The organism is Sphingobium sp. 15-1 (genome assembly GCF_013375535.1).
GTDB classification, from domain to species: domain Bacteria; phylum Pseudomonadota; class Alphaproteobacteria; order Sphingomonadales; family Sphingomonadaceae; genus Sphingobium; species Sphingobium aromaticivastans.
Genome location: NZ_JABXJG010000003.1, coordinates 499,419 through 523,261 on the forward strand (window position 1 = coordinate 499,419; position 23,843 = coordinate 523,261).

The 23,843-nt window shown below is 61.0% G+C and carries 20 protein-coding genes; 8 read left to right on the plus strand and 12 right to left on the minus strand.

Translation table 11 applies throughout. The features are described 5' to 3' along the window. Nucleotides 1-141: 141 nt before the first annotated feature. The 7 genes from HUK72_RS25345 to HUK72_RS25375 form a co-directional block, all read right to left on the minus strand. Nucleotides 142-1,356: an ATP-binding protein gene (locus HUK72_RS25345; protein WP_176599257.1), complete on the minus strand. Its 1,215-nt coding sequence runs from the start codon at nucleotides 1,354-1,356 to the stop codon at nucleotides 142-144. A gap of 58 nt (nucleotides 1,357-1,414) precedes the next feature. Then, nucleotides 1,415-1,630 carry a PIN domain-containing protein gene (locus HUK72_RS27735; RefSeq protein ID WP_369806068.1) on the minus strand — a complete coding sequence of 72 codons (216 nt, stop codon included), beginning with the start codon at nucleotides 1,628-1,630 and terminating at the stop codon, nucleotides 1,415-1,417. Next, on the minus strand, nucleotides 1,630-1,860 hold the full coding sequence (gene vapB, locus HUK72_RS25355) for a type II toxin-antitoxin system VapB family antitoxin (RefSeq protein ID WP_176599258.1): 231 nt from the start codon (nucleotides 1,858-1,860) through the stop codon (nucleotides 1,630-1,632). The genes HUK72_RS27735 and vapB overlap by 1 nt, the downstream gene beginning before the upstream one ends. Before the next feature lie 182 nt (nucleotides 1,861-2,042). Next, complete coding sequence (locus HUK72_RS25360; RefSeq protein ID WP_176599259.1) at nucleotides 2,043-2,288, minus strand: hypothetical protein; 246 nt, start codon at nucleotides 2,286-2,288, stop codon at nucleotides 2,043-2,045. 75 nt (nucleotides 2,289-2,363) lie between these two features. Next, the gene (locus tag HUK72_RS25365; protein ID WP_176599260.1) at nucleotides 2,364-5,747 is read right to left on the minus strand and encodes a DEAD/DEAH box helicase; all 3,384 of its coding nucleotides are present in this window, start codon (nucleotides 5,745-5,747) and stop codon (nucleotides 2,364-2,366) included. Nucleotides 5,748-5,949: 202 nt separating this feature from the next. Next, on the minus strand, nucleotides 5,950-6,900 hold the full coding sequence (locus tag HUK72_RS25370) for a sensor histidine kinase (RefSeq protein ID WP_176599261.1): 951 nt from the start codon (nucleotides 6,898-6,900) through the stop codon (nucleotides 5,950-5,952). Between the two features lie 162 nt (nucleotides 6,901-7,062). Then, entirely contained in the window at nucleotides 7,063-7,356 is a 294-nt protein-coding gene (locus HUK72_RS25375; RefSeq protein WP_176599262.1) for an integration host factor subunit beta, read from the minus strand. Between the two features lie 46 nt (nucleotides 7,357-7,402). Here HUK72_RS25375 and HUK72_RS27740 point away from each other — a divergent pair, with 46 nt between their 5' ends. From HUK72_RS27740 to HUK72_RS25390, 3 genes are all read left to right on the plus strand, one after another. After that, nucleotides 7,403-7,666 carry a helix-turn-helix domain-containing protein gene (locus HUK72_RS27740; protein ID WP_176599263.1) on the plus strand — a complete coding sequence of 88 codons (264 nt, stop codon included), beginning with the start codon at nucleotides 7,403-7,405 and terminating at the stop codon, nucleotides 7,664-7,666. A 148-nt stretch (nucleotides 7,667-7,814) separates the two neighbouring features. After that, the gene (locus HUK72_RS25385; protein WP_218036286.1) at nucleotides 7,815-8,363 is read left to right on the plus strand and encodes a UPF0158 family protein; all 549 of its coding nucleotides are present in this window, start codon (nucleotides 7,815-7,817) and stop codon (nucleotides 8,361-8,363) included. Between the two features lie 10 nt (nucleotides 8,364-8,373). After that, nucleotides 8,374-8,952 (plus strand): hypothetical protein, encoded by a 579-nt coding sequence (locus HUK72_RS25390; RefSeq protein ID WP_176599265.1) that lies wholly within the window; start codon nucleotides 8,374-8,376, stop codon nucleotides 8,950-8,952. A gap of 309 nt (nucleotides 8,953-9,261) precedes the next feature. Here HUK72_RS25390 and HUK72_RS25395 read toward each other — a convergent pair whose 3' ends face one another. Further along, a complete protein-coding gene (locus HUK72_RS25395) occupies nucleotides 9,262-9,816 on the minus strand; it encodes a hypothetical protein (protein ID WP_176599266.1) in 555 nt (184 codons plus the stop codon). A 69-nt stretch (nucleotides 9,817-9,885) separates the two neighbouring features. Between HUK72_RS25395 and HUK72_RS25400 the strand changes: the two genes are divergently transcribed. Further along, on the plus strand, nucleotides 9,886-10,263 hold the full coding sequence (locus HUK72_RS25400) for an HU family DNA-binding protein (RefSeq protein ID WP_255326016.1): 378 nt from the start codon (nucleotides 9,886-9,888) through the stop codon (nucleotides 10,261-10,263). 118 nt (nucleotides 10,264-10,381) lie between these two features. Here HUK72_RS25400 and mobF read toward each other — a convergent pair whose 3' ends face one another. The 4 genes from mobF to HUK72_RS27745 all read right to left on the minus strand — a co-directional run bounded on the left by mobF (nucleotide 10,382) and on the right by HUK72_RS27745 (nucleotide 16,663). Beyond that, entirely contained in the window at nucleotides 10,382-13,444 is a 3,063-nt protein-coding gene (gene mobF / locus HUK72_RS25405) for a MobF family relaxase (protein ID WP_176599268.1), read from the minus strand. A 3-nt stretch (nucleotides 13,445-13,447) separates the two neighbouring features. Then, nucleotides 13,448-15,763, minus strand: coding sequence for a type IV secretion system DNA-binding domain-containing protein (locus HUK72_RS25410; protein ID WP_176599269.1), 2,316 nt, complete (start codon nucleotides 15,761-15,763; stop codon nucleotides 13,448-13,450). Further along, nucleotides 15,753-16,043: a hypothetical protein gene (locus HUK72_RS25415; protein WP_176593123.1), complete on the minus strand. Its 291-nt coding sequence runs from the start codon at nucleotides 16,041-16,043 to the stop codon at nucleotides 15,753-15,755. The genes HUK72_RS25410 and HUK72_RS25415 overlap by 11 nt, the downstream gene beginning before the upstream one ends. Before the next feature lie 521 nt (nucleotides 16,044-16,564). Continuing rightward, a complete protein-coding gene (locus tag HUK72_RS27745; RefSeq protein WP_369806087.1) occupies nucleotides 16,565-16,663 on the minus strand; it encodes a hypothetical protein in 99 nt (32 codons plus the stop codon). A 433-nt stretch (nucleotides 16,664-17,096) separates the two neighbouring features. Here HUK72_RS27745 and HUK72_RS25425 point away from each other — a divergent pair, with 433 nt between their 5' ends. From HUK72_RS25425 to HUK72_RS25440, 4 genes are all read left to right on the plus strand, one after another. Further along, nucleotides 17,097-17,369, plus strand: coding sequence for a DUF6771 family protein (locus tag HUK72_RS25425; protein ID WP_176598935.1), 273 nt, complete (start codon nucleotides 17,097-17,099; stop codon nucleotides 17,367-17,369). A 619-nt stretch (nucleotides 17,370-17,988) separates the two neighbouring features. Next, on the plus strand, nucleotides 17,989-19,179 hold the full coding sequence (locus tag HUK72_RS25430) for a DNA cytosine methyltransferase (protein WP_218036287.1): 1,191 nt from the start codon (nucleotides 17,989-17,991) through the stop codon (nucleotides 19,177-19,179). Further along, on the plus strand, nucleotides 19,176-21,692 hold the full coding sequence (locus HUK72_RS25435) for a hypothetical protein (RefSeq protein ID WP_176599271.1): 2,517 nt from the start codon (nucleotides 19,176-19,178) through the stop codon (nucleotides 21,690-21,692). Before HUK72_RS25430 ends, HUK72_RS25435 begins: the two co-directional genes overlap by 4 nt. Next, entirely contained in the window at nucleotides 21,689-23,833 is a 2,145-nt protein-coding gene (locus tag HUK72_RS25440; protein WP_176599272.1) for a hypothetical protein, read from the plus strand. The genes HUK72_RS25435 and HUK72_RS25440 overlap by 4 nt, the downstream gene beginning before the upstream one ends. Nucleotides 23,834-23,843: the final 10 nt, after the last annotated feature.

A 23,843-nucleotide genomic window follows, 5' to 3' on the forward strand; every position in this document is an offset into this window, starting at 1 on the left:
TGTTGCGCCCTCAGCAGGCTCTGCGCTGCGCTAGGCCGATGGCTCCGCGCAGCCCCTGCTGTCCTCAAAGAGTGTCATTTCTATCGGGGACAGAAAGTGTCTTCTCTATCCGGCAGGAACATATCGTTTTAAATCAATAGCTTAAAATTTTTGGTGTTGCTTGCTTGGATCGCCATCCGATCCCGTAGCGGGCATCACCCTCATCATGTAAGCGTCAAAAAGCGGCACTGTGAACGCAGTGTCTCCATGTGCCGGACTGTAGAGCATGCCTTTTGCTATGAGGCTGTTGCGAGTTGGCGCGAGGGTCGTGACTTTCGCGCCCATGGCTTCGGCAATGTCACCAGATCGATGGGGACCAGGTCCGAGGCTCGCCATAGCGCGCAGATAGCGCTTCTCTGCTGGCGTCAGCCGGTCGAACCGCACGCGGAAGAAGCTGGCGTCCAATTCAGCCAAGGCACTTGCTGTTGCCGCCGTCACATCTGCTGCGGTTATCGGCGACGCATCTGCACAGTCCCAGCTATGTTTTCCCCACTCCTGTAGAAAATATGGATATCCTTGGGTCTGTTGGAGGATCGCGCGCAGTGCCGCATCTTCGATGGATTCTTCCTCGCGCTCGACCGGTAATCGAATGGCATCTTTGGCAGCAACGTCGTCCAGGGGCCCCACAGCAACGAATTCAAACAGTCGCTCCGCATAAGATTTGGCTCGACCCATCTGCCCCAGCAACTGCGGGAGGCCCGCCGCAAGCATTGTGACCGGAAGCTGCTTTTGACTGGCCCGATGAAGTGCGCTTATCAGCGCGGCGAGCTGCTCTTCTGGCACATATTGGAGTTCGTCGATCACCAACACAACGGCGCTTTTTCGCTCCTTGGCTGCCTCCCCGACTGCGACAATCAGATCCGCGAGATCTGCCTCAAGATCGCCGCTATCGGCAAGTCCTGGTTCCGGCTCAAAGTCGAGTGCCACTTCAAGATCGTCATATTTGACCTTCAGCTTCGCAAAACCCGCCAACGCTTGCAGCGCGCGCTTTACACCTGCCGACGCCTGTTTAAGTCGATCCAACCGCAACAAGGCCGCCCGCAACGCGGGCACGAGAATTCCAGGCAAGGATCTGTTTTCAGGCGCCTCGATGGTGACGATCGTCATCCCCTCTCCCTCTGCGGTATCCCGCATGGTGGAAAGAAGAACGGTTTTCCCAACACCGCGCAGCCCATAGAGGATACTTGGGCGCGCAGCTCGGCCCATACGAATACGATCAAGCGCTACGGCATTGCGCTCAAGCAAAGCACTGCGGCCAGCAAGCTCGGGAGGGGGCGTCCCCGCACCAGGGGCAAAAGGGTTTCGACGGGCATCCATAGAGAGTTTATGCCAGTTTATAACTTTCCTGTAAACTCGATAAATTCCCTATACTCGCCTACAGCGCATGAGAGATTCGATGTGCCACAAAGGCCAAAAGCGTACAGCAAAGACACCCTCTAGAGGACTTCTCTGCACCATAGATCAGTTCCATCAAGGTGACCGTACTGATGCACATTTGGCCGTGGTGCCGTTTGAAAGCCGCTCGGACCTCTTGAGGGCGATTTTTGATGGTGAATATGCAGATGTTGGTGTCGAGCATGAACTTGAGCATCAGAAAGCCTCGCGCTCCTGATCATCGGGCTGTTCACGCTCCGACATGAAGTCAGCAGTCACACCCTCGACATCGAACCAGCTATCCCAAGACTCGCCAGCAGGGGTGATGATTCGGACTCGACCTAGGGCGACCACATCAACCCGCTTTACGTCATCAGGAAGCGCAACCGCCTTAGGCAACCGCACCGCCTGACTGCGATTGCTCTGAAATACAGCACCTTGTTCCATGGCCCGCCTCACGGGATATGTCAATGGGATATGCCAAACTGTGTGTTAAGGGGGCGTCCTCTTCAGTTAAGATAAGCGATATTTTCCTCGAGAAGATCGGCAGAGTGTGGCGGACAATCCGCACAATTCCTCACTCAAGACCGCTACCCAACCGAACCTCACGGAGATCGGTGCCCAGTTTTTCAGCGAGCGCCGAACCGATCGCGCACAACGGCTTGCGCCATGCTCGTAGAAAGGCCCTTTGCCATGTAAAGAAGCTGGAACCCGTTTGTGGAACTGGCAAAGCACGTCATCCCATAGCCCATCCCAAGCGGAATGACGCGATGGGCCAAGCGCGTGCAGCGCAGATAGGCGCTCGGCTGAAACCGCCGGATCAGCGAAGCAAGATTCCTCCCTCTCAAAAACCATTCATCAGTAGAAATCGCCATCGGCAGACCACTCCCCCAGCTTGAAGCGTTCCACTGATTGCCCGGTCTCGGTTTTTCGGAACAGCAATACTGGGCTCACCCCAGAAGAAACGCGATGTCGTCGTCATCGAGCCCAGGCCCGCCCGTGTTCGCCTGTTCGCTCCAGAGCATGTCAGCAAGGCCCTGCTTACGCTCCTGGAGGACCAGGATCTTTTCCTCGATGCTGCCCGTCGCGATCATGCGATGGACGAACACCGCCTTTGTCTGACCAATGCGGTGGGCGCGGTCTATCGCCTGCGCTTCGACCGCCGGATTCCACCAGGGGTCATAGAGGATGACGGTGTCCGCGGCAGTGAGATTGACCCCTGCCCCGCCTGCCTTGAGGCTGACGAGGATCAGGGGAACCTCGCCTTGCTGGAAGCGGCGGACCGGACGCGCGCGATCGCGGGTGCTGCCGCGCAACTGCTCATAGGGGATGCCTATCGCGTCGAGGTCGGCGGCGATGCGGTCAAGCATGGCAGTGAACTGGCTGAAGAGAATGACCCGTCGCCCTTCTTCGACAAGCTCGGGTAGCATTTCAAGAAGCCGCGCGCGCTTCGCAGACGCAACGCCTTCGCCAAGCCCGCGCGGCAGCAGGGAAGGATCACAGCAGATCTGGCGCAATTTGAGCATGGCGTCGAGCACGATGATCTGCGATCGCATCAGCCCGACACGATCAATCTCGTCGCGCACCCGCGCCTGCATCAGCAGCCGCTGACTTTCATACAGCCGCATCTGCGCCTCGCTGAGTTCGATGCGTTCAGGGATGATCGTCTTGGCGGGCAGATCGGCTGCGACCTCATCCTTGGTCCGGCGCAGCATGAACGGCCGCAACCGGCGCCCAAGCGCTGCCTTGGCCGCCGGATCCCCCTGTTTCTCGATCGGCGTTCGATAGCCGTTCCGGAAGGCTTCGAATGATCCGAGCAGGCCAGGATTGGCAAGACTGGCCAGCGCCCAGAGGTCATTCAGCCGATTTTCGATCGGCGTGCCCGAGAGCGCGACGACCTGCCGCGCCTTGAGGGTGGCCGCCGCCTTGAAGCCTGCAGTCTTGGGATTTTTAAGGACATGGGCCTCGTCGAGCACGATCAGCGCATAATCCTGCTTCCCGAGCAAATCCTTATCGCGTGCAAGCAAGGCATAGCTGGTGAGCAGAATCGCGCTCCGGCCAAGCTCATCGGATCGCCCCTGGCGGTCGGCGCCGTGCCACAGCAGGCACTCAAGCCCAGGCGCGAAGCGCGCCAGTTCGGCCTGCCAGTTAGGAAGGACAGATGTGGGCGCGACAATGAGGATCGGATGAAACGCCCCTGCGTCCGCAGTCTGCCTGACATGCAGGATGTGCGTGATCGCCTGCAACGTCTTGCCAAGGCCCATATCGTCCGCGAGAATGCCGCCAAACCCCGCGTCATGGAGCGCCTGCAACCAGGCGACGCCGGTTTCCTGATAGGGACGCAACTGGGCCTGGAGACCATCGGGCGCGATATAGCCGGCGCGATCGGGTTGGTGAAGCGCGCCTGCAAGCTGGCGTAAATTCGCTTCTCCGGTCCAGGCCAGGCCGCTGCCGGCGATTTCATAGATGGTGCCAAGATCATAGCGGTTGAGCCGCAGTGGTCCCGCGCTCCGGTCGGCTACCGCAAGGCGCAGCAAGGTCTCGAGCAGCGGACGTACGAGCCCCAGGCGAATAGCCGTGAACCGCCCGTTCCCCAGCATCAAGGGTAGGCGGTGGTCATCATCGCGTGCGAGCAGATCCCCGCCGTCCTCGGCGATTAGGCGACGCAGCGCGGGAAGGATGTTCACGCGCTGGCCGTCCACCAGCGCGGCAAGCTCGACGTCGAACCAGTCGATCGGCTCCCCGGATGCAGCGGAAGGTGCCGCCTGAGGCGCCAGCGCCAGGCTGGTATCCTCGCTATCAAGCGGAACAAAAGCGTGGTACCAGTCGGGGGCGTATTCGATGAGCCAGCCCTCGGCTTCGAGAGCGGTCTTCTCATTGATAAGAAAGTCAGGATAGTTGTCTGCGGCCGTGTCCTCCAGTTCGCGGCTCATGAGGACATGATCCCATGCCTGATGATCCTTGGGCTGGAAATCTTCGAGCAGGGAAATGGGCAGGAGCAGCGTCTCGGCAAGGCGATCGGCGGCCGCCTGCTCGGCCTCGAGATCGCGTGGAAAGCATATCAGCCCTTCCTCTGTCCGTACCACCACCTCGCGCGCGGGCATGTTCGCGCGGACGCGATGCCCCTCATAATCGAACTCAAGCCGGGCGAGCTCGACGGGGGTCGGGCGAGCCTGGGTGCGGCCCCAGCTCAAAAAGCTGTCGACATAGGGTATCTTGTCGGTGAGGAAATGCAGTACTGGCCGCGGAGTTATCGGCTTGAACCGCTGAGGCATCATGATCTGGGGCAGGTGCAACGCGCCCCCGGCAATCTCTTCCCAGCGCGCGGCAAGCGCCGGGAGCTGGGCAGGCTCGATCGGCGGCATCGCAAGCAGGCGACCGGCAATCAACGGGGCTATGCCGGTATCGACAAGGCCGAGCATGTACCGGTCCTCATCGAAAAACAGGGGAGGATCGCCGGCAAAAATCTTGAGCGTCTCGTCAATGTCCTCCAGCACCAGCATCTGCCTGCCATCCTCGAGCAGCCGCCAGGCAAGACGCGCCTTCAAAGGGTCCTGCGTGACAGTGACCGCCGGTCCATCGGGGCGCTTCCACCGCAGCAAACCGGCTTTGGCGGCCTCGAACAGCCATTGCCAGCCATGCTGGCCGATGGGCGTACCCTTGGCCGCGAAATCGCCGCCCAGTTCCTTGGCATTCATTCGCGCGAGGAGGCGCAAGCCACCCGGTTCGAAATGGGTGGATCTGTGTTGCAGCACATAGGGCTGTATGATCTGCCAATCCCCGCCCTGTGCACGGCGTTGCCTCGCACGGACCTGAAGGATGAAGCGCGATGGCTCAGTTCCGGTCGCGGTCTTGGCGCCCTTGGGACCCTTCGCCTGCCGGAAAGCTCGCGCCGGTTCGATGACAAAACATAGTTGATCAGCAACAATGCGCGCGGCGAGATTATCGATGCTGACCCCTTCGAGCCATTCGCCCAGAGGACCCGAAACCATGGATGGCGCTGCGGACGCAGCCGTAATCCTGAGGCCTGAACCTTCAGGCGAGCCGAACCGGCGCAGCGCATGGAGCAAAGCTGCGGCATGCTTGCAGCCATAGCCCACTGGACAGGTGCAATCGCTTTCGGCAAGATTTTTGGGCAATTCCGGATCGAAGATGATGGTGGTCACATAGCTGTTTCGACCGCTACCCTCGACGATCGCGGATACCGAGTTGAATTGCGGATCGAACGCGAGATCCCCCACCCTGTCCTCCAGAAAATAATCGAGGCCCGCGCGAATCATGCGCTCGTTCTGGATGGAATTGGTCAGGAGATGATCGGTGATGGCGGGGATCATCCAGCACTCTTCGCCGCAATTCACGGCCTCCGCAATGGTTTCTGCTGGGATACATGCTCGCTGCTGACATGTCGGCGCGGGGCGGCAGAAGATAGCCGCCTGTGTCGACGCACGCCTGGTCGTAGTGAGGGGCATCGCGGAGACGCGGATGACTGTGATGGACGCCTGGTGATCTTGGGAAAACGACAGACCCCGAGGGACGTTATCCGATTGATCGCGATGAGGTCTCCTCCATCGCCAATATGGCTTGCGTGCCCCCGTCATTGCGGACCTGGAGGTCAGCATGGATGGATTGAGCGAGCATCTGTATAAGCCGTGATCCACGTCCACCGGCTCCCTCGACATTCGCCCCGATGCCATCGTCGGCCACCATCAGTTCAAGTCGATCACCTGCCCGAGCCAGCCGGATGTCAATCGATCCAAACCCCTCTGGGAACGCATATTTAACGGCGTTGGTGATCCATTCGTTCATGATGAGCCCGATGTTCACCGCGCGGCGAGCGTCCATGACTGTCGGGTCGCCGGAAAATGTCAGGACAATGCCTCCCGGTAGCAGCCCATCGCGCAGTTGCGCGCAGATCTCCCCCAGATACTCATCAAGCCTCACCTCTGAGATCGACTGGCTGGAACCGGAAAGATGACTGTAGGTGGCCGCGATCATCATCAGCCTTGCCGCGGCATTTTTCAACTCCCCTGCCACCTCCGGTTGTGCCTGCGACGCCTGCGCCGTGAGAAGCGAAGCGGCGATCATGAAATTATTCTTCGTGCGATGATCCAACTCGTTGAGCGCAAGCCGGAAAAACTCGGCTTGCGCAGCCGCGTCGCGATGGGTCCTCTCGCTGGCCTCGCGATATTTGACGACAACGGCAAGCGCAATGAGCTGAGATACCGTTGACACCGCCAGGCTGACGGCATCGCTCGGAGCAAGGGGTGTGAAGGAACGAACCGGCGGGATAACAAAATACCATATCAGCAGTTCGCATCCTGCGATGCTGATCAAACCGGCTTCCCAGCCGCCGAGCAATCCAGCCAGGATGATGGCCGGATAGGTGAGCGAAAACGGCACGACGCCGGGAACCAGGCTTTGGATCAGCAGCCTGCCGACGATCGCAAAACCGATGGCCGCGAAGGCGATCACGATGCCGCGAAACATGGAGGGCAGCCTTGATAAGGAATCCCAGCCCTCAACCACCTCTCGCCTCCCAAGGCCGTGCAGCCGATCCGATCGACGACCCCGCTGCCACTGACCGCTGCACGGCACTCTTCTGAACGGACGTCGTAGTCGCAGGATCAGCTGAATCGTCGCGCGGCATATTCATGATGTCGCCTTGTCGACATTCAGCCTCTCGCGCATTTCCTTGCCCGGCTTGAAATAGGGTACGCGCTTCGCCGTCACGACGACCGCTTCCCCGGTCCGAGGGTTTCGACCGGTGTGCGCTTCCCGCGCTCGGGTCGTGAACGAACCAAATCCACGCAGTTCCACCCGGCCACCGGTCGATAAGCGGTCAACAATCTCCTTGAAAAAGAGCTCGACGATCCTCTCGACATCCTCCTGCGAGAGGGATGGATTTTCCTCAGCCAATTTTGCGCTCAATTCCGAACGGATCATCTACCCCTCCCCCTTTGTTTACCCACCGTTCCAATCTCTGCCAGAAATGCAATGGGCGACACAATCCTTAGGTGTACCGCTAGCCTGCCCGCTTATTCGGAACGTTTGGAGCCTCTTCAACCAACATGGACGCACCGTTGAGGAAATCGCCAGTCGCCTGGGCGTAAGCAGACGTGCGGCGAGACGACGGATCGACAGTTGGAACCTATACCGTTTGCGGGTCGCGCATCTCTTTCCTGGCATCCTGGCTGTCCTTCAGCATCAAGTGTCGGTGGAAGCGGCGACGAGGGCAGCACTGGAGCGCCGTTGATCTTTCGCACATAGTGCAGTCGTGGGGGAAAGCCGCTATGGTATGTCAGCAGGCCGATTGAACGGCTATGGTGAGATTCTGGCTATGCGGCTCCGCGAAGTAAGGATTGGAAGGATGGACCTCCGTTCAATCGCTCCTCGCGTCGCGCATGAGCGTTCATTTTGTTGCCTTTCTGCCGCCTGCGTTTCCGAATGCCCCCTTTGATAGGCGAGGCGTGCCTATGAAACCGGAAACTGGTCAGGCCGCGCCCCTACTCCTTAGCGACCTCATCGAGGCGCTCGAGTTTGTCAGCGCGTCACAATATGACGAACATCAGGCCTATATTTGCAGGCAATCGGGCCGCATTCTCTTTGTGTCCGACAACCTGGACATGGACGATGCTGAGGAATTGTCTGACGATCCGGAGGGGACACGATATTTTGTCGTACCCCATCGACGCGATCTCCATCTTGGAAAAAAGCTCGCGCTCGCATTCGTCGCCGAAGAGTTGCCAGAAATGTGGGAGGAAGCACGGGACATTTTCAGCCGGAAAGGCGCCTATAGGCGTTTCAAGCATCTGCTCGCGGCGCAGGGCGCGCTCGAGAAATGGTATGCTTATGAGGAACGCGCGGTCAAGGCAGCCCTATGCCAATGGTGCGACGATGTTGGATTGACCTGGACCCGCGACACCCATTCAGCTGCGACAGACAGGAATTGAGCGGAGAACCATGGCGGACATTGCATGCGACCAGTGCCATATAGGCGTTCCAGACTTCGAGATCACGCACTTCGGAAGCATCGAGACGGGTTACCGGGATCTTTGCAGCCGCTGCTATAATGAGGAGGTCGCCCGCCGGAGCGGGGTAAGGTTCAGCCATGTCGGCTTCCAGCCAATGGAATTGCCCGATGCGAACGGGGACAGCCATTGGTTCCACTTTGTGCTACGGCACCTCGGCACGACGCTGACGCTTGAGGCCCGTGAGGTCAGAGCCGACGAACGGGAGGGCTACGCATTCCAGGTCCATGGCGGCGTAGACGCCGATCCGTTTGCGCTTATGATGCGCCTTCTCGAACGGATGCGACATGATCTTGCCACGAACCATCTGGTCGAAGGAGATTTGGGGCTGGCCATTTCGGGGAGGGCAGTCCGTGGTCACATCACCTGCGACCTTGAATCCCCCGATTATCTGCCCCTGCTGGTCATCGATGGGCGTGAGGTGAGTTGGGAGGAATTTGGTCGCATGCTCATCACCTTCGAGGGATGGCGGATCCACCTTGAGATCCAGGACCCCAGCGAGGAAGTCTGAGAACCTCCCAATGGTCGATGCCTATCCCTTCCCAGTACGCTTGGGGAGGAATATGGTCGCTGTCCAACGACTCGAAGGAGAGGTCGTAATGAGGACATCCGACGGCGCCGGCTATCTGCTACCGCCACCTCACGAGACGCGAAACGCGATCGATACCCTGGTTCGGGAAGGCCCGGAGTCCATCACCATTCAAAGAGATCTGGTCATCCGCCGTTGCGCACGCGCCATGGCGACCATGCGTCCCCCCTCCAATTTCCACTGACCAGCCCGTCTGCTGAGCCGCTTCGCAACAGGACACTCCAACGCCCTTCAATGGCGTTGGAGCGCCCGCTTAACTTCGGGCGTGATCGTATAAACCGCCTCCCGTTGCGCACCGCGATTGGGATGGTCGATCCGGTATCCCTGATAGTGACGACGAAGGAGACCCGCCCGGACCAGATCCGAGACAACCCGGCTCACATTGCTCCGGCCTGATCGCAGGATACGCGACTGGACTTCCGCTTCGAGCCGTTGCTCGATGTCGCGGGGATCAGCCCCCTGTCCTGCCGTAGTCTCCAATCCCGCCCTGACGGTTTTGATCATCGCCCGACGCCGGCAATCTCGTTGCGCCAGCGGCGCCAGCGCCTGGCACAGCCAGTCCCGTACCGGCACTCTCCCCTTCGCGCTGCGAACATAGGGTCCGACGCTCCCGTTGCTCCCGGCTTCCTGCGCAATCAGTTTCAGGACCAGCAACGCGTAGCGCGGGCGCCGGGAAACGGTCGATATTCGTTCCACGAGATCCGGCAACTCAGCCGCCATCATCGGCGATGGCGGTGACGCCGGCGCTATCTGTGGTTGCTCGAAAAGGTCAGGCTGATAGAACATATCAGGAATCTAGCACATGCTGAGTCAGTGTGAATCCCCCTTTGCAACCGCGCCAAACAAAAAGCATGGATGACACTTTACCGGCCCAGACCCCCTGTTTTCGGGCAAATCCCTCTTCCGGCCGGAGATTTTCCATCCTATGCACGCAACTCCACCAGAGGGAGCCTGCACATGAACAACACCGATCTCGCTGAAGCCCTGGCCGCCGATCATGGCCTCACCAAGGCTGATGCCCGCAAATATGTTGACTCGGTCTTCACGTCGATCGCCGCCGCTGCCGTCGAGGGCAACGAGGTCTCGCTGAACGGATTCGGCAAGTTCAAGGTCAAGGACAGCCCGGCCCGGGAAGGCCGCAACCCCTCGACCGGCGCGACCATCCAGATCGCTGCTTCGAAGAAGCTGACCTTCACGCCCGGCAAGGCGGTGAAGGACCAGCTCAACGGCTGAAGCATGGAGCGCCGCCGATTCCGGTCGGTGGCGCCCCTTCGCTCATAAAGAGTCATCCATGACAGTTTACCGCGCAGCATCTCAAAGCCGGTAAAGTGTCACAAGTGCCATTTCTCCATTATAGATCCAGCCCCATGCTGCGTTCCGGCAATGGCGGCAGGATCTCCGCACGATCAATCTTGTCGGGCGCCTGGCCCGCTGCGCTGGATGGGACAGCCGCGGCCGCATTGCTGTCAGGCAGCGGCGGCAGATCTGGCGGCAGGCCAGACGGATCGCTCCCTCCCGGTAAAGTGTCACCATCTATTGGCCCTGGATTGAAAGGCTCGCGCGGCGCACCGGGTTTCTTCCCGTCGATATCGAGACGCCCCAGGGTTTCCAGAGACGAGGTCTTGTTGCCCGAGTTGTGATCCAGCTGGCGGGCCAGCTCCTCCTTGTCATCTACGATCATGGTGAGGTCTTCACGCACGCGGGTGACGCCGACATTGAACAGCCGCTGGTTGGAGAGATTCCGCTCCTGGCTGGACATGACCGTGATCGCCTTGTCGGTGGTGATTCCCTGCGCCATGTGCATGTTGAGGCTGTAGGCCAGGTCGAGCCGGGACAACATGGGATCGCCGACCGGCAGCGTCAGCCGCTTGTCACCCCCCAGATCGACGGTCACGCCATGGGCATCGACACCAGCCACGCGCGCGATGGCGGCGTTGAGCAAATCCCGCGGCTTGTCATTGGCGGTCCAGCGGATCACATCGCCCTCGCGCAGGGTCAAGATTTTCGTCTCGGAAAGCTGGAGCCGATCGCGCGTCTCGGTGGGCGAGAGCTGCTGCGGATGGAAACGGATCTTTGATCGGCCGCGCAGCAGGTCGACCCGTCCGTTGGTATGGACCTTGGCCACCTGGTAGCGCCCACCCTTGAGGCCGACATCGCGAGCTCCGCCGCGCCCGACCTCCAGCGTCTGCCCTCGTCGGTAGTTGGCTGAATAACGTAGTTCCTCGCGCGTCATGTTGACGCGCTCATAGACGAGGAGACGAATAGCCTCGCCTTTGAGCGTCCCTTCACTCGCCAGTCCCAACTGGATGCGCTCGTTGATGAGCGTCCGCGCTTCGCGGCCCGAAGCGAACACTGCCGTGACATCGCGCTCTTCCGGCGATAACCCAAGCCAACGATCGGCCGCTTCCTCGGCCGGTGCATCGGACTCGATGACCTTGTTGCCAAGCACCCGCATCGCCTCGCTGGACTCGCCCCGGCTGGCAAGCTTGGCGACGACCAGCAGTTTCTCCTCCTGGGATGTGAGCGGCTGGCCCGGTTTACCGATGCGGACATTCTGGTCCATACGCGCCATGGTGCCGCCTCCCGCCTGGATCATGGCAAAAGCCTTGCCGGCATCGATGGACGATAGCTGCTGACGATCGCCAACCAGCGCCAGCTTGTCGATGCCGAGCGCGTCAACGATCTGGTGGACCTTCAGCATATCGTTCGACGACACCATGGAGGATTCATCGACCAACAGGGTCGCACCGGCGAGCCTGGCGCGTGCCTCCTCATAGGCAGGGCCCTCCCGCCAGGTCACGAACCGGTGGTTGGCAAGGACGAAGGAGGCGATGGTCTGCGCCTCGATGCCGGCACCCGCCTTCATGTCGGCAACCATCTTGTTCTGGAAGGCGAGGCCCAGGATCGTCCGGCCCTCGGCTTCTGCCACCCGTGCCACAGCGGACAGCATCGTCGACTTGCCCGCACCGGCATCGCCCTGCACGGACACCGTGCGATCGGAGGAGGCGATGATCAGCGTGGCCGATGCCAGCTGCCCGGGATTGAGTGGCTTCTCGCTGACTTCCTGGAGCCGGGCCGGCGCGGCGGCGGAATCGAGCATCGGGATCGCCTTGCCATTGCCCGCTTCCATGAGAGCGAGGATCTTTTCCTCTGTCTGGAGCGCATCACGGGTGGTCACCATATCGGAGGCACGGCCCACGCCGCGCAGGAGCAGACCCTTGTCGACCAATTCCTCGATCCGCCGCTCGACATGCTCGATGGTGACACCCTTCAGCCCCAGATCGAGCGCGGTCTTGGCGATCTTATGCTGTTCGAACGCCGCCTCGCGCTCGGAATGGATGCGCGCGGCCGAGGCGACCACAAGCTGAGCGCGACCGGCGGCCGGGGTCTGCACGATCCGCGCGATCCGATGATCGACGAGCGGATCGTCGTGGCCAAGAAGTGCCCCAAGCTTGATCATGGCATTTTCGACGGCGTCCTTGACCGCCCGATAGCCCCGCTCCAGCGGTCCCTCCGCCTGAATGACGCCGGCCCGGGCAAGGGCGGCATCGACCAGTTCCTTGCCGGTGAAGCCAAGGCCCTCAGCCTTGTCCTTCCAGCCTTTTACAAGCGCCGGCCGGTCTGCGACATTAAGCTTGGGGTCGCGGCTGTTGATGGTGATCTGGTCCCGCGCCTTGTGCGAAGTGACGCCCAGTTCCGCGGCCTTCTCCCGAATATGAGCGCTGCGCTGGCTGAAGGCCTCCAGCACCGCCTTCGGTACCCCCGCTATCTCGAAGGTGCCATGCTTGCCCTTCAGATCGAGGCTATAGCCAAGCTTCTCGATCTCGCCGCGCAGAAAGGCATGGTAGATGGCGCCGATCACGCTGTTGTGGCTCCAGATCTTGTCGGCATGGAGCGCCTGCCATTTGCCGTCCGGCATCTTCGTCAGATTGGCGATGACGGCATGGATATGACCCTGCGGATCAAGCGCCCGGCTGGTGTCATGTTCGAACAGGGCATAGACAAGGTTGCCCGTCGCAACCGGCACCTTCCGTCCCTCCACATCCTTGCGACCCTCCGCGAGGTTCTTCTCCACCCACGCCATGCTCGCCTGCACCGCGGTCATGTTGGCGGCGAGGATGCGTCGATCGCGCGCGACATAGGCCATGACCGAAGCAGACTTGGGCATGGAGAAGGTGAGGTCGATACCAGCCCGCCGGTTCTCATGCCTCGCCACGTTCTCGCCGCTCGGCAATTCCCCATTGAGGATGGCCTCGAAACTCTCCTTGCCGACGTCGCCGGCGAGACCTAGGTTCCGCGCGCCCTCACCGGCCCAGAGGCTGACCTCGGACGAACCCTCCACCGTGTAAAAATTGTCCTGCGCGAAATAGCTGGCGGCGCCTGACGCGGAGCGGACCGGAGCGACCGAGAGCATCGATCAGATGCCCATGTCCGGGTTGTCGTCGATCCCTCCGGAGAAATCCTGTCGCAGCTCGACCAGCGATTGATCCTCCACTGAAGCCGACTGCGGAATATTGGATTCGGCGAGGTCCGCAGTCCGGTCGCGCTGTTGGAGATCGGCCTGCTGCGTGCCACCGTGCTGCGCATGCGAACCCACATCCTGTCCGTCGCCCACCAGCGCAGACGGTGCGGCCGGGCTGACCCGATCACCATGCCCCTCCCCTGCCCTGTCCGCCGCGCGGCTATGTTCGTCCTCCACCCCATCGATGAGGATGCGGGCAGCCAGTTCCTTCGCGAGATTATAGGCTGGATCGCGCGCCTCCTCAGCGACCTGCGCGGCGCCATCCCGACCGCCCGCCTCCTCTTCCTCCTCCGCGAAATAATCCTCGGCAACCTTTGAGCGAACCGGCTCGACATGGGCGCGGCGGAGGAAGCCTTCGGCCACCTTGGGATAGGCTTTCCACTGGAGCAGAATGCGCGCGGCAGGAAAGCCCTCGGGGAATTTCACAAAACCATGAAGCGCGGGCAGATTGGTGATGTCATCGGGCAGAACAAGGGGCTCGACCTGCTTGCGCGCGGTGAGCGTCGAGGCGTCGCGGGTCTGGTTGTAGCCATAGCTGTATGCCTCATCCATCTGCCGGACTTCGCGGCTGCCGATATAGTGCGAACATTCCTCGGCGGTCTTGATGTCGCCTGTCGCAAGGATGAGCTTGGTGCGCGCAAGCGACGACAGATTGCGCGCGCCTTCCTCGCCATAGACCTCGACCAGCTTCTGGAAGCTGTGCAAGCCAAGGATCATGGCGCCGCCGAAATTGCGCGCCGTCTGCAACCCCTTTTCGATCGCGGGCAAGCGGTGCAACGCGCCGACCTCGTCGAACAGGAACCAGGTGCGCAGCGAGCGCGTGCGCGGCAGCGTCATCAGGCTGTTGATGGCGATGTTTATCCACAGCGTCAGCAGCGGCTTATTCATCTCCAGATCGTCATAGTCGGAGGTGACAAAGAGGATCGACCCAGGCGCCTTATCCGTCGTCATCCACTGCCGGATCGAAAAGGGTTCGCCCTCATCGGGGAGGAAGCGCAGCACCTGCGCATTGGTGTTGAACACCGCCCGGATGGACTCGGCCATGCGGGCGGCTTCCGGCGCGGTCAGCGGATCGGCGATGGTGTTGGCAAGGGTGCGATGAACCCGCTTCAGATCGGCGGTCATCAGGTTCTCGGCCAGCGCCAGATTGCTGGTCTGGCCGCGCTCGATGAGGCGCATGCACATTTCGATGAACAGGGTCCGGGCGGCGAGCGCCCAGAAGGGTTCTGACGATCCCCCGTCGGACGGGATCAGCGCCACGGCGGCCGAGGTGAAATGGCTGTAGGTCGAGCAGTCATTGAAGATCGACCAGGCCGGACAGCGCACGTCCATGGGATTGAGGATCGTGTCGCGGTCGGGATCGTAGAAGGCCTCGACATAGGCGCCGGTCAGGTCGAAAACGACCGCCGTATCGTGGCGCTGGCGCATCTGCGTGATGAGGCTGCGCAACTGCGTGGTTTTACCCGCGCCGGTGGTGCCAAGCAGCATGGCGTGGGATTGCTCCATCCGATGCGGATAGGAGATACCGGCGAGCGAATAGGGATGATGAATTCCCCTCGCCTTCCGCTCGCCAAAGGGAAGGTTCAAAACCTGCTCCGGCGTCATGCCGGGACAAAGCTCGGCGACATCCTCTTCGAATGCGGCATGGTTATGCTGGTCGACCTCCGAACGCAGCAGTTCGACATCGACCAGCATGGCGCCGCGCTCATGGCGCTCCTCCAATATGGTCTTGCCGCGCCGGCGCGACATATCGACGAACCAGATGGCGATTGGCACGGCAAGGAACAGAGAGATGAGGACCGAGCCGAACAGCCCCCGCATCGCCTCGGCCCAGGCCTGCTTCACCTCCGGGATCGCGGGCACGACCGCCATGATCGTGCGCAGGATCTGACCGCTGGGCAGGGTCACATTGACCCGCTTGATGGGGCTCAGACCCACCCAGTTCCAAAGCTCGGCATAGAGCTTCATGCAGATCATCTGAAAACCATGCTCGTCGAGCTTGATCGACATGATGGCGAACCACGACCCGACGAACAGCAGGAACCACAGGATGATGGGCAATTTGACGCCCGAAAACCACATCAGTATCTCATGGGTGACGAGCTGGCTGCCGCGGGTAAAATTACCCGAGTTGCGCTGCACTTTCCCGCGTGCCGAATGATGGGTCAGGGGCACGGCCTGGCCGTTGGAGCGGATGTCCTTACGCGCCATGATATTGCACCAGGCGCTTGTCGGTTTCCGCGATGATGCGGTCCCGCAACTGGGGATATTGTTCGCGGACAATGACGTCCAGGGCGAGGTGCTGAAACTCGGCGATGCGGGCCAGCCGCCGCTGCGAAAGACTGCCCTGTTTATGACTGGCGAGATAGGCCTCGACCGCGCTCCGCAGGACTTCGGCGGGCGTCATATTGCTGGTGCCGGCAAGGGCACGAATTGCTGCCCATTGCGCGTGGTTCAGCCGGATCGTTGCCGGGTGATAATCTCTGCTCAAAGCCCAAGCCTCCTTGATGGAGACTGGTGGGAAATGCGGAAAGCACGTCGGCTATAGCATGGGCATGACGACACAACAAGGAAAGCGCGCGCGCCAACTTGCGCGGTGCCGCGAGCACCGCTCGAAATCGCTGAAATCCGGCAATCTCGAAGTCCCCAATGGGAAGGTGCTATGCGCACCGCAAATTATGGCGATATGAATTACGCTATTTCAATAGCTTAACTGCACCCCTTGGTGCGTGGGGTGTGCTGTCAATAGACAGCGTTTTTGGGCACTTCGAGGACGGACAGAAACTGGTCGTTCAGGGCAAGAAAACCCTTTTACAATAGTGGTTTAGCCGCGCGTTAGCGCGCACGATCCGTCTTCCCGGCGTCGGCCCAAAATCCCTTTTGTTCTTCCTTTGGACCGAATTGGGGACCAAATAGCCATCACGACACCCCGAACTGTCCAAAGCCCTTACGCGTCCGAAAAACGCGCAAAGAAAATGCCGAAATCTAGACACATGCGGTCACGACGCAGGCTCAGAACTGGTCGAAAATCGACGCCATCCTTGGGCCGAAAAGCCGATCATTGGTCTTGAGCAAAGCATCGTTCGTCATGCCCGCGATATAGTCGCAGATGACCCTCGGACATCCTCCTCACTCCCACCAACGCAAGCTGGTGACCAGGCAAAAATATGTCCGGTTCGGAGGCTAAAGCTTGGAAAACCAGGACCACCATTTTCCGCGCCTTGAACTCCAGTTGCTGTACCCCCGCGCTCTGAATGACTGCCTAATAATCTGGGTCTTCCCCGCAAGCGCTGGAAGGACGCGGAGTGGATGACGCGGACATAGTCGATGTGCGCCTCATTCCACGCTTCCTCGTTCTGCGCTTGCCAAGTTTCTTGTTGTGCGTACCCACTCATTCCTCGCCTAACCGCCTTCCAATCGACCCGTCACAAACCCTCGTCGCCGGCAGTAGCCAACGGCCGGTCGCAACGTCTGATCAGGCGTGCACCTTCGCAGCACCCCGCACATTCGGTGACATCCGGGGGAACACGCCATAGGCCAACCGATGAACGAGAGTATCACATCAACTATACTCCAGGTGCTGGAGCGTGCCCCGCAATGGCTGCGCCATGACCTTCAGGGGAAGGATGCAGTGGCACGCACCCGTGCCGAAGAAACCCTGGCGACAATGATTGCAACGGCGCTGGCTGAACAACCGGCACAAGACCAGGCGACTTACCACCAGCTGCGTGAGGAGCTTCCCCGGGGAATTTCAACCTTGGGCCACAAGCCTCCGGTTTCTCAAGCTTTCCAATTCAGAACCAACGGATTATCGTGAATACGGAGTGATTGGCAGGCTGACCGACTCTGCATCCCATCCATGTTGATGCCAGTTGACATTGCGTCTTCATCGACCCGGCCTAGAAAATTTCCGTCCCTCTTCCCCCTCAAGCGCCGCCCCTAACCGAACTCCGCCCCGTCGTTGAGCTTGCTCCGGCGGGGCGATTTTCCTTCCGGCACACACGTAATGGTGATGCCCGCATGCCGATCTGCGTTCCGCCTGAATGGGAGCGGTCCGGCGAGTTTTAACTGGGTCTGGGACATTTGTGCTCGGTTCAGTCTTGAGGTTTCGTTCGCGAAAAACGGTCGTTCCTGGGAAAACCCTACGGCGGCTTTGGGGCAGAGACGGGAATATTCTGCTTGGTCTGTTCAACATTTCCACCCGGTTTGCTTTGCAAATTGGAATCCCGACTAAAAACAACACTCCCAGGCCGACACCAACAAGATCTTTCCCAGTGCGCTGGTCGGACGGATGATCTGCCTTGTTGGTTTGTGCAATCGTTTCTAAAGCAGATCGGTATGGGAGCGAATGTCGATCTAAAATTAACTCTGATTCCGAGACAAAAAACTGTCGATCCAGATCGTTACAAATGTTAGGGCCAACGTGGGGGGTAAGCTTGAAGTCGACCAAGTTGCGATACTATGAATTCTTCGCCGGCGTCGGTATGGCCCGTTTGGGCCTCGGCGGTGGATGGACTTGCCTGTTTGCCAACGACTGCGACAAGCTTAAACTGACTTCCTACGCGGACAATTGGGACGGTGGCCACTTGGACAGCCGCGACGTGGCAGAAGTGTCTGCGACGGAATTGAACGAATTCGCGGATCTGGCTTGGGCTTCGTTCCCCTGTCAGGATCTCTCGCAGGCGGGCTCCAAAGCCGGGATCGGCGATGCCGGAGGTATCGCACTTACGCGATCGGGCGCGGTCTGGCCGTTTCTGAACATTATCAGAGGACTCGCCGAGGAGGGCCGGCATCCGACGATTCTTGCCCTCGAGAACGTGGTGGGTCTGCTAACCTCGAATGGTGGTGCGGATTTCCGCGCAATCTGCGCCGCCCTGAGCGACATCGGATACCGCTTCGGCGCGGTCATCGCGGATGCGGCGCACTTCGTCCCCCAGTCGCGACCACGCGTCTTCGTAATCGCGGTGCGACAGGAGGTCCCCATCCCGGCGTCTCTCCAGACCGACATGGGCAAGGGGCCTTGGCATTCCCAGGTGCTTCTCCGCACGCGGGCGGCGCTCCCCGTGGAAGACGCGGAAAACTGGGTCTGGTGGTCCCCAGGGGATCCGCCGGCGGCTAAGGAGTTCGAGCTGGAAGACATAATCGACCTGAGCGACGACGCCGATTGGAATAGCGATGAGGCGACCGAACGGCTTCTCGGCATGATGAGTGAGGCCCATCGGGAGCGCCTTGCCGCCGCGAAGGTCGCAGGCCATCCGATGATCGGTAGCCTGTACCTGCGGATGCGGCCGAACGGCACGACAGGAAACATCCAGCGTGCCGAGATCGCCTTCGGTCGGACGCTCGGATGTCTTCGGACTCCAAAGGGTGGGGCTTCGCGCCCGCGTATCATCGTAGTCGAGGGCGAGCGGGTTAGGACGCGCCTCCTCTCGATCCATGAGGCTGCACGCCTCATGGGTCTCGACGACTTCATCCTTCCGCCGACCTACAACGAATGCTTCCGCCTAATTGGCGATGGCGTGGTTCCCGCCGTCGTGCGGTTCCTTGCCGACCGGCTCCTCGAACCGTTGGCGAAGCATGCGAAGGTGTTCATCACCGCTCCTGCGGATCGGAAGGCCTCTGCGTGACGAGCGGCGTGCAGGTGGCGACGTCGATTCCGACGACCCTGCATGATTGGGAGCGAACGCTTTCCGCCGCGCTGCTCCGTGCCAATGAGGGGAATAGCGATCCGATCCGCTCGTTCGAGATCACTCCTGAGACTTTGGCCCTCCATTGCGGCCTTGGACCGGAGCACGCAGTAGATGCCGAAGCGGCCTTCAGGAAGGCACTGCGGTTGGACCCGCATCTGAACTGGTGCCTCCAGCACGGGACGTGGAGGGCGCACGGTAGGGACCAGCCCAACTGCCTAGCGATGCTGGTGCTCAGCCTGCTGGTCGATAGCCTGCTTGATGGCATCTACGAGGACAAGGGCCAGTATAGGGCCAAACTGTCCGAATGGCTCGGCGTTGAACGGTCGTTCACGGACCTTCGCGGCATCGCGACAATGTGGAAGGAGTTGGTGGCGTGGCTCGATAGTCGGATCGCCGAGGGTGCGCCGTTCCGACGTTTGGTTCTCCCCGAGATCCCGGTCACCTGGACGCACATCGGATACACACGGTATCTGTCCTTTCCCACGAGGCGGGACGTTCGCCTGCTCGTGAAGCATATTGAGCGGATCCCACGCGCCGGCTTCGACCCGCATTCGCTCATTGTCCAGCTTGAACCGGTCATCCGCGCATCGTCGGCCTCGCACGGAATGAAGATCGCATTTGACGACTTCAAGACAGCGCTGCGCTCGGGCGCGGCCTCGATCGATCACCGCTTCTGGCGCCTGGTGCTCAGGGCGCGCGAGCAGTGCGGGCATTCGATCCCGTCTTCGGTGTCCTTGGTCATGGAATTCGATGAGGATGGTGGCCGTCGCTACCGAGTGGGCCAGGCTGCTGATGAGGTCGATGCGACGTCCGCCGTCCTAGGCGATGCGGTGGCATTCCGATCCGTCACCGAAAGTTCGAACATCGGGGCCGCCGTCCGGCGGGGGGTGATCTTCTTTCGATCCAGCGGCATGGCGAGTTGGAGCGCAATTGGCGAACCACCACCCGGCAACGGCCTGTTCCACATGGGAATCGCCGGCCGCCACGCCCGTCAAGCCGCTGGTGCCATCGTCAAATTTGTGCCCACTGGAACCTGGCTGGTATCATTGGAGCCAGTGGCGATCGGCGTGATCAACGACGTGCTTCGCCGGCTCGGCATCAGCGACGCCCGGCAGACGGTCCGTTCTATCGGTCTGGTGGATGGCATTCGTGTTGGATCTGCATGGCTCGGCCAACCCAGATACCTGCCTTACCTCGAGGGAGCATCGGGGCAGGTCGAGGTGACCGCCCTCGATGGTGGCGGTGGAAACCTAGCCTGGGCGAATGGGGATCTGTGGTCGGATGCGCCGGTCGATGGCCGGTTCATGCTATCCGATGCCGATTTGCGCTGGTCACGCCGCGCGACGTTCGTTCCGGTGGCGGACCTACATCCCACCAAGGAAATCGCCTCCTACTCCATCCCCGTTCAGGAGGAATGCAGAACGACATCCGGTCATGCACCGTCTCGGACCATGGCCGTGGCCGCAGGATGGGATCCCGTATCTGATCCCAATCAGGATGTGATCGAGGCCCTCTACGCCTCTTCCCGTTCGGGCATCGGAGAGGGTGAGGCGGTCGCGATCATCGGACGCGCGCACGGACGGCGCGAATGGGATGTTCTCCGGTCACTCCAGGAAGCGGGCTTCTTCGATGCACGCCCGCGGGAGCGTTGGAAGGGGCGGGTCTTCACGCTTAGGCGGCCGACGCTCACGCCGCTGCGGCTGGGGTCGGTAGACGGCGTCCTCGTGTCCGGTGCCATTCCAGCTAGGTTGGAGGCTGACTTCCGCGCAACCGTTGAGCTGCAGGGCGGGAAAGCATTCCGGCATCGTGTCGAGGACGCGCTTGCGCCACCGACTCTCGGAGCCACCGGATTGGATCCGGTCGGCTTGGCCAAAGCGCTCGGATGGGGTCTCGTCGCTCCGGTCGTCGAACCTGCTGGATCCGCCGTCAAGCGTTTGATCGAGACCAAGATCCGGGGAGACGGATACATCGCGAATTCGGTTTGGGATTGGAGCCTGGGGCGATTCCGCCTCGGTGCTACAACCACCGGGGCGGTGTCGCTGATGCGCCTCGTCCATCCTGATGGTCGTGATCACGACGTTTACAGGGTGATGGGACGTGCGGTGAGGTCCTTCCACTCGCGGCACGCGGCGATCCTTGATGCCCATGCCGAGGCTGGCATTCCGTTGTTCCGGTATGCGTCCGGCAGAATCGAACGCATCGCGCATGAGGGCGCACTGCCGTTGGAGGTTTCGGCGGCTTTGAGGCAGCGGACGCTCCTGAATTCTGGAGCGATGGTTGGGGGCTGGAGCTACGCCGCTTCCGCTCCCGACGCGCGCTGGCTGAGCAATCTCCTACCCGGATTGATCGCTGACGCTCCAGGTGGAGCGGATGGAGACCCCTCAATGACCATCAGACGTGGCCGTGGAAGCCGACGTCCGATGTGGATCAACGGTGGAATAGCAGCATGAAGGCCAGCGTGGAGACCGAATCAACAAACCCTTCCGACGCAGAAACAAAGCTCCTTGTCGGGCACTTCGTCCGCCGACAAGGCACGTTCGGGACCGTGGCGGTGGTGGGTTGGCTGGGTGCCGAGGGCGTGCAGCTCATTCCCGACCCGAAGCGACTATTCCCCCGCGACGGACAGGTGGAAAGCCATGGCGTTGCTCAGCATACCGGGATCAATCCAGGCGACTGGGTCGAGTTCGACGTCGCGAAGAACCAGCGCCCGCGCGCTCCCGAATACAAGGTGATCCAGATCAGGCGCATGCCGCGCTATGCTGCGCTGCCGGAAGCGACCATGCAGCATTATAGCGTCCTGCTGACTCGGGAAGGCTGGAGCGGGGATTCGCGGCCTGGTCTCTGGGCATTCCGCATATCCGGCGACAAGATTCTGGTCGCCGAGATGGAGCTGGTCGGGAAGACGAAGCGGCTACGTGTGACGCGGGCGTCGGCCCGGGATTTGAGATGCTACGATTATCAGGATGAGCGCGTTGTCCAGCTCTCGAACGGCAAGTCATCGGATTTTGTGTTCCTCATGCCCGAGGGGAATCCGCAGACTTCGTTCGATTGGTCGGACGAGGCAGATTTCATCGCGCGCGTGATCCGATCCCTCGCCGATGCGAACGATCCGCGCATTCCCGAGATCATTACCTGGCTCGATCTTCATTATGAGGAGGGCATTGGGAAGATCTCGGCCTCTTCGGGCGATACCGGCCCTGCCCTCGAGGCGCTTCGTTCCGGTGCGCTCGCGGCCCGCCTCCGTGCGGATCGCGAGCTGATGAAGCAGTATCTCGACGCGGCGCTTGAGAATGAGGCGGTGCGCGAGGCGGTCGCCGCTTACGCGCGGGAGGGGCAGGGTGCTGAGTGGGACCGGTTGCGGGCCGAACTGGCGGAGGAGATCGCCGCCGAACGCACCGAGCTTCGCAACGCCCTCGACAATGAGATGCAGATCGAGCGCAAGGCAGGCGAAGCCCGGATCGAACAGCATCTCGCGCAGCATGAGGATCAGAGGCGCAAGGAGCAGGCTGCCCGGATCGAGAAGGCCGAGCTTGAGGCGACCGCGCGCGTTGAAGCGCTGGATGCGGGTGTGACGGTTCGCCGCGAGGAGATTGAGCAGCAGATCGCGGAGCAGGGACGAATCATCGACGCTTCGAAGTCGGAGGCGGTCGCGGCCGAGGCAGCGCTTCAGCAGTTGCGCGACGAGACTGATGTCGCTCGCGGACGCCTTGATGAAGTGAGGACGGAAATTGACCGCCTGCTTGCGATCGCCGAGAAGCTCGAGCCCACCAACCGGCCGGCTGTCGGCACCGTAGTGGCCCGCGGTGGAGGAATCTCACGGGCCTTCCCGCAAAACCCGCTCGTCAATATTGCTGCGAAGGGCGACCTGATCTCGCGAAGCATTCTGCTGTCGGACGCCGGCAAAGCTCATCTTCGGGGTCTGCTGGTGATGTTCCTCGCTGGGGAGCTGCCGATCCTGACCGGAGATGGGGTCGGTGATCTCCTGCGCGTCGCGGAAGCCACGATCTGTCCGGGGCGGTGCGTCACGATCGAGGCGGATCCCACCCTGATCTCCCTGGACGATCTGTGGTCGCGACCCGGTTCCGGGATGCCTACGCTCTTCGCGTCGGCCGCTGAGGCCGCGAAGGATCACGGGGCGGTAATCGTCGTCATTAGGGGTATCGAACGTTCCGGAGCGCGCTTCTGGATGCCGTCGCTCGTCGATGCGCTGCGCTCGGGCGGGCTACCGCGCGGATTATTCGTGTGCTGCACCGTGAATGACGGCGAGCACGAGGAAGTTGATTTCGTTCCTGACGGAGCGCCGTGGTTCGAGATCTCCGATGTGCTTCGACCAGAGGCATTCGCGGTCGCTGCAGCGATTCTCAGCAGTGCGCGTGTTGCCCAGGAGACACTTGATCCGGGTCCGATGCCCACGGATCTGTCCGGAGTAACCGCCATGGCGCTCGGGTTAGAGCAGCACCGAAGCCTAGAACTGATGATGCGGGCAGCCCGCCTGTTCGTAGAGGCGAAGTGCCTCTTGGGCGACGAGCAGGAAGCTGCCCGACTTGTCCTCAACATAGTGAGTCCGCTGGCGAGCCAGTCCGATCAATAGGGAAAAACAG

What these genes read in the sequence shown, in the direction of transcription:
- HUK72_RS25400 (WP_255326016.1), top strand. Translation starts at nt 9,886, where the DNA reads ATGACACTTTACCGGCCCAGACCCCCTGTTTTCGGGCAAATCCCTCTT.
- HUK72_RS27735 (WP_369806068.1), bottom strand. Translation starts at nt 1,630, where the DNA reads ATGCTCAAGTTCATGCTCGACACCAACATCTGCATATTCACCATCAAA.
- HUK72_RS27740 (WP_176599263.1), top strand. Translation starts at nt 7,403, where the DNA reads ATGCAATGGGCGACACAATCCTTAGGTGTACCGCTAGCCTGCCCGCTT.
- HUK72_RS25375 (WP_176599262.1), bottom strand. Translation starts at nt 7,356, where the DNA reads ATGATCCGTTCGGAATTGAGCGCAAAATTGGCTGAGGAAAATCCATCC.
- HUK72_RS25390 (WP_176599265.1), top strand. Translation starts at nt 8,374, where the DNA reads ATGGCGGACATTGCATGCGACCAGTGCCATATAGGCGTTCCAGACTTC.
- HUK72_RS25425 (WP_176598935.1), top strand. Translation starts at nt 17,097, where the DNA reads ATGAACGAGAGTATCACATCAACTATACTCCAGGTGCTGGAGCGTGCC.
- HUK72_RS25395 (WP_176599266.1), bottom strand. Translation starts at nt 9,816, where the DNA reads ATGTTCTATCAGCCTGACCTTTTCGAGCAACCACAGATAGCGCCGGCG.
- HUK72_RS25440 (WP_176599272.1), top strand. Translation starts at nt 21,689, where the DNA reads ATGAAGGCCAGCGTGGAGACCGAATCAACAAACCCTTCCGACGCAGAA.
- vapB (WP_176599258.1), bottom strand. Translation starts at nt 1,860, where the DNA reads ATGGAACAAGGTGCTGTATTTCAGAGCAATCGCAGTCAGGCGGTGCGG.
- HUK72_RS25345 (WP_176599257.1), bottom strand. Translation starts at nt 1,356, where the DNA reads ATGGATGCCCGTCGAAACCCTTTTGCCCCTGGTGCGGGGACGCCCCCT.
- HUK72_RS25370 (WP_176599261.1), bottom strand. Translation starts at nt 6,900, where the DNA reads ATGTTTCGCGGCATCGTGATCGCCTTCGCGGCCATCGGTTTTGCGATC.
- HUK72_RS25360 (WP_176599259.1), bottom strand. Translation starts at nt 2,288, where the DNA reads ATGGCGATTTCTACTGATGAATGGTTTTTGAGAGGGAGGAATCTTGCT.
- mobF (WP_176599268.1), bottom strand. Translation starts at nt 13,444, where the DNA reads ATGCTCTCGGTCGCTCCGGTCCGCTCCGCGTCAGGCGCCGCCAGCTAT.
- HUK72_RS25365 (WP_176599260.1), bottom strand. Translation starts at nt 5,747, where the DNA reads ATGATCCCCGCCATCACCGATCATCTCCTGACCAATTCCATCCAGAAC.
- HUK72_RS25410 (WP_176599269.1), bottom strand. Translation starts at nt 15,763, where the DNA reads ATGGCGCGTAAGGACATCCGCTCCAACGGCCAGGCCGTGCCCCTGACC.
- HUK72_RS25385 (WP_218036286.1), top strand. Translation starts at nt 7,815, where the DNA reads ATGAGCGTTCATTTTGTTGCCTTTCTGCCGCCTGCGTTTCCGAATGCC.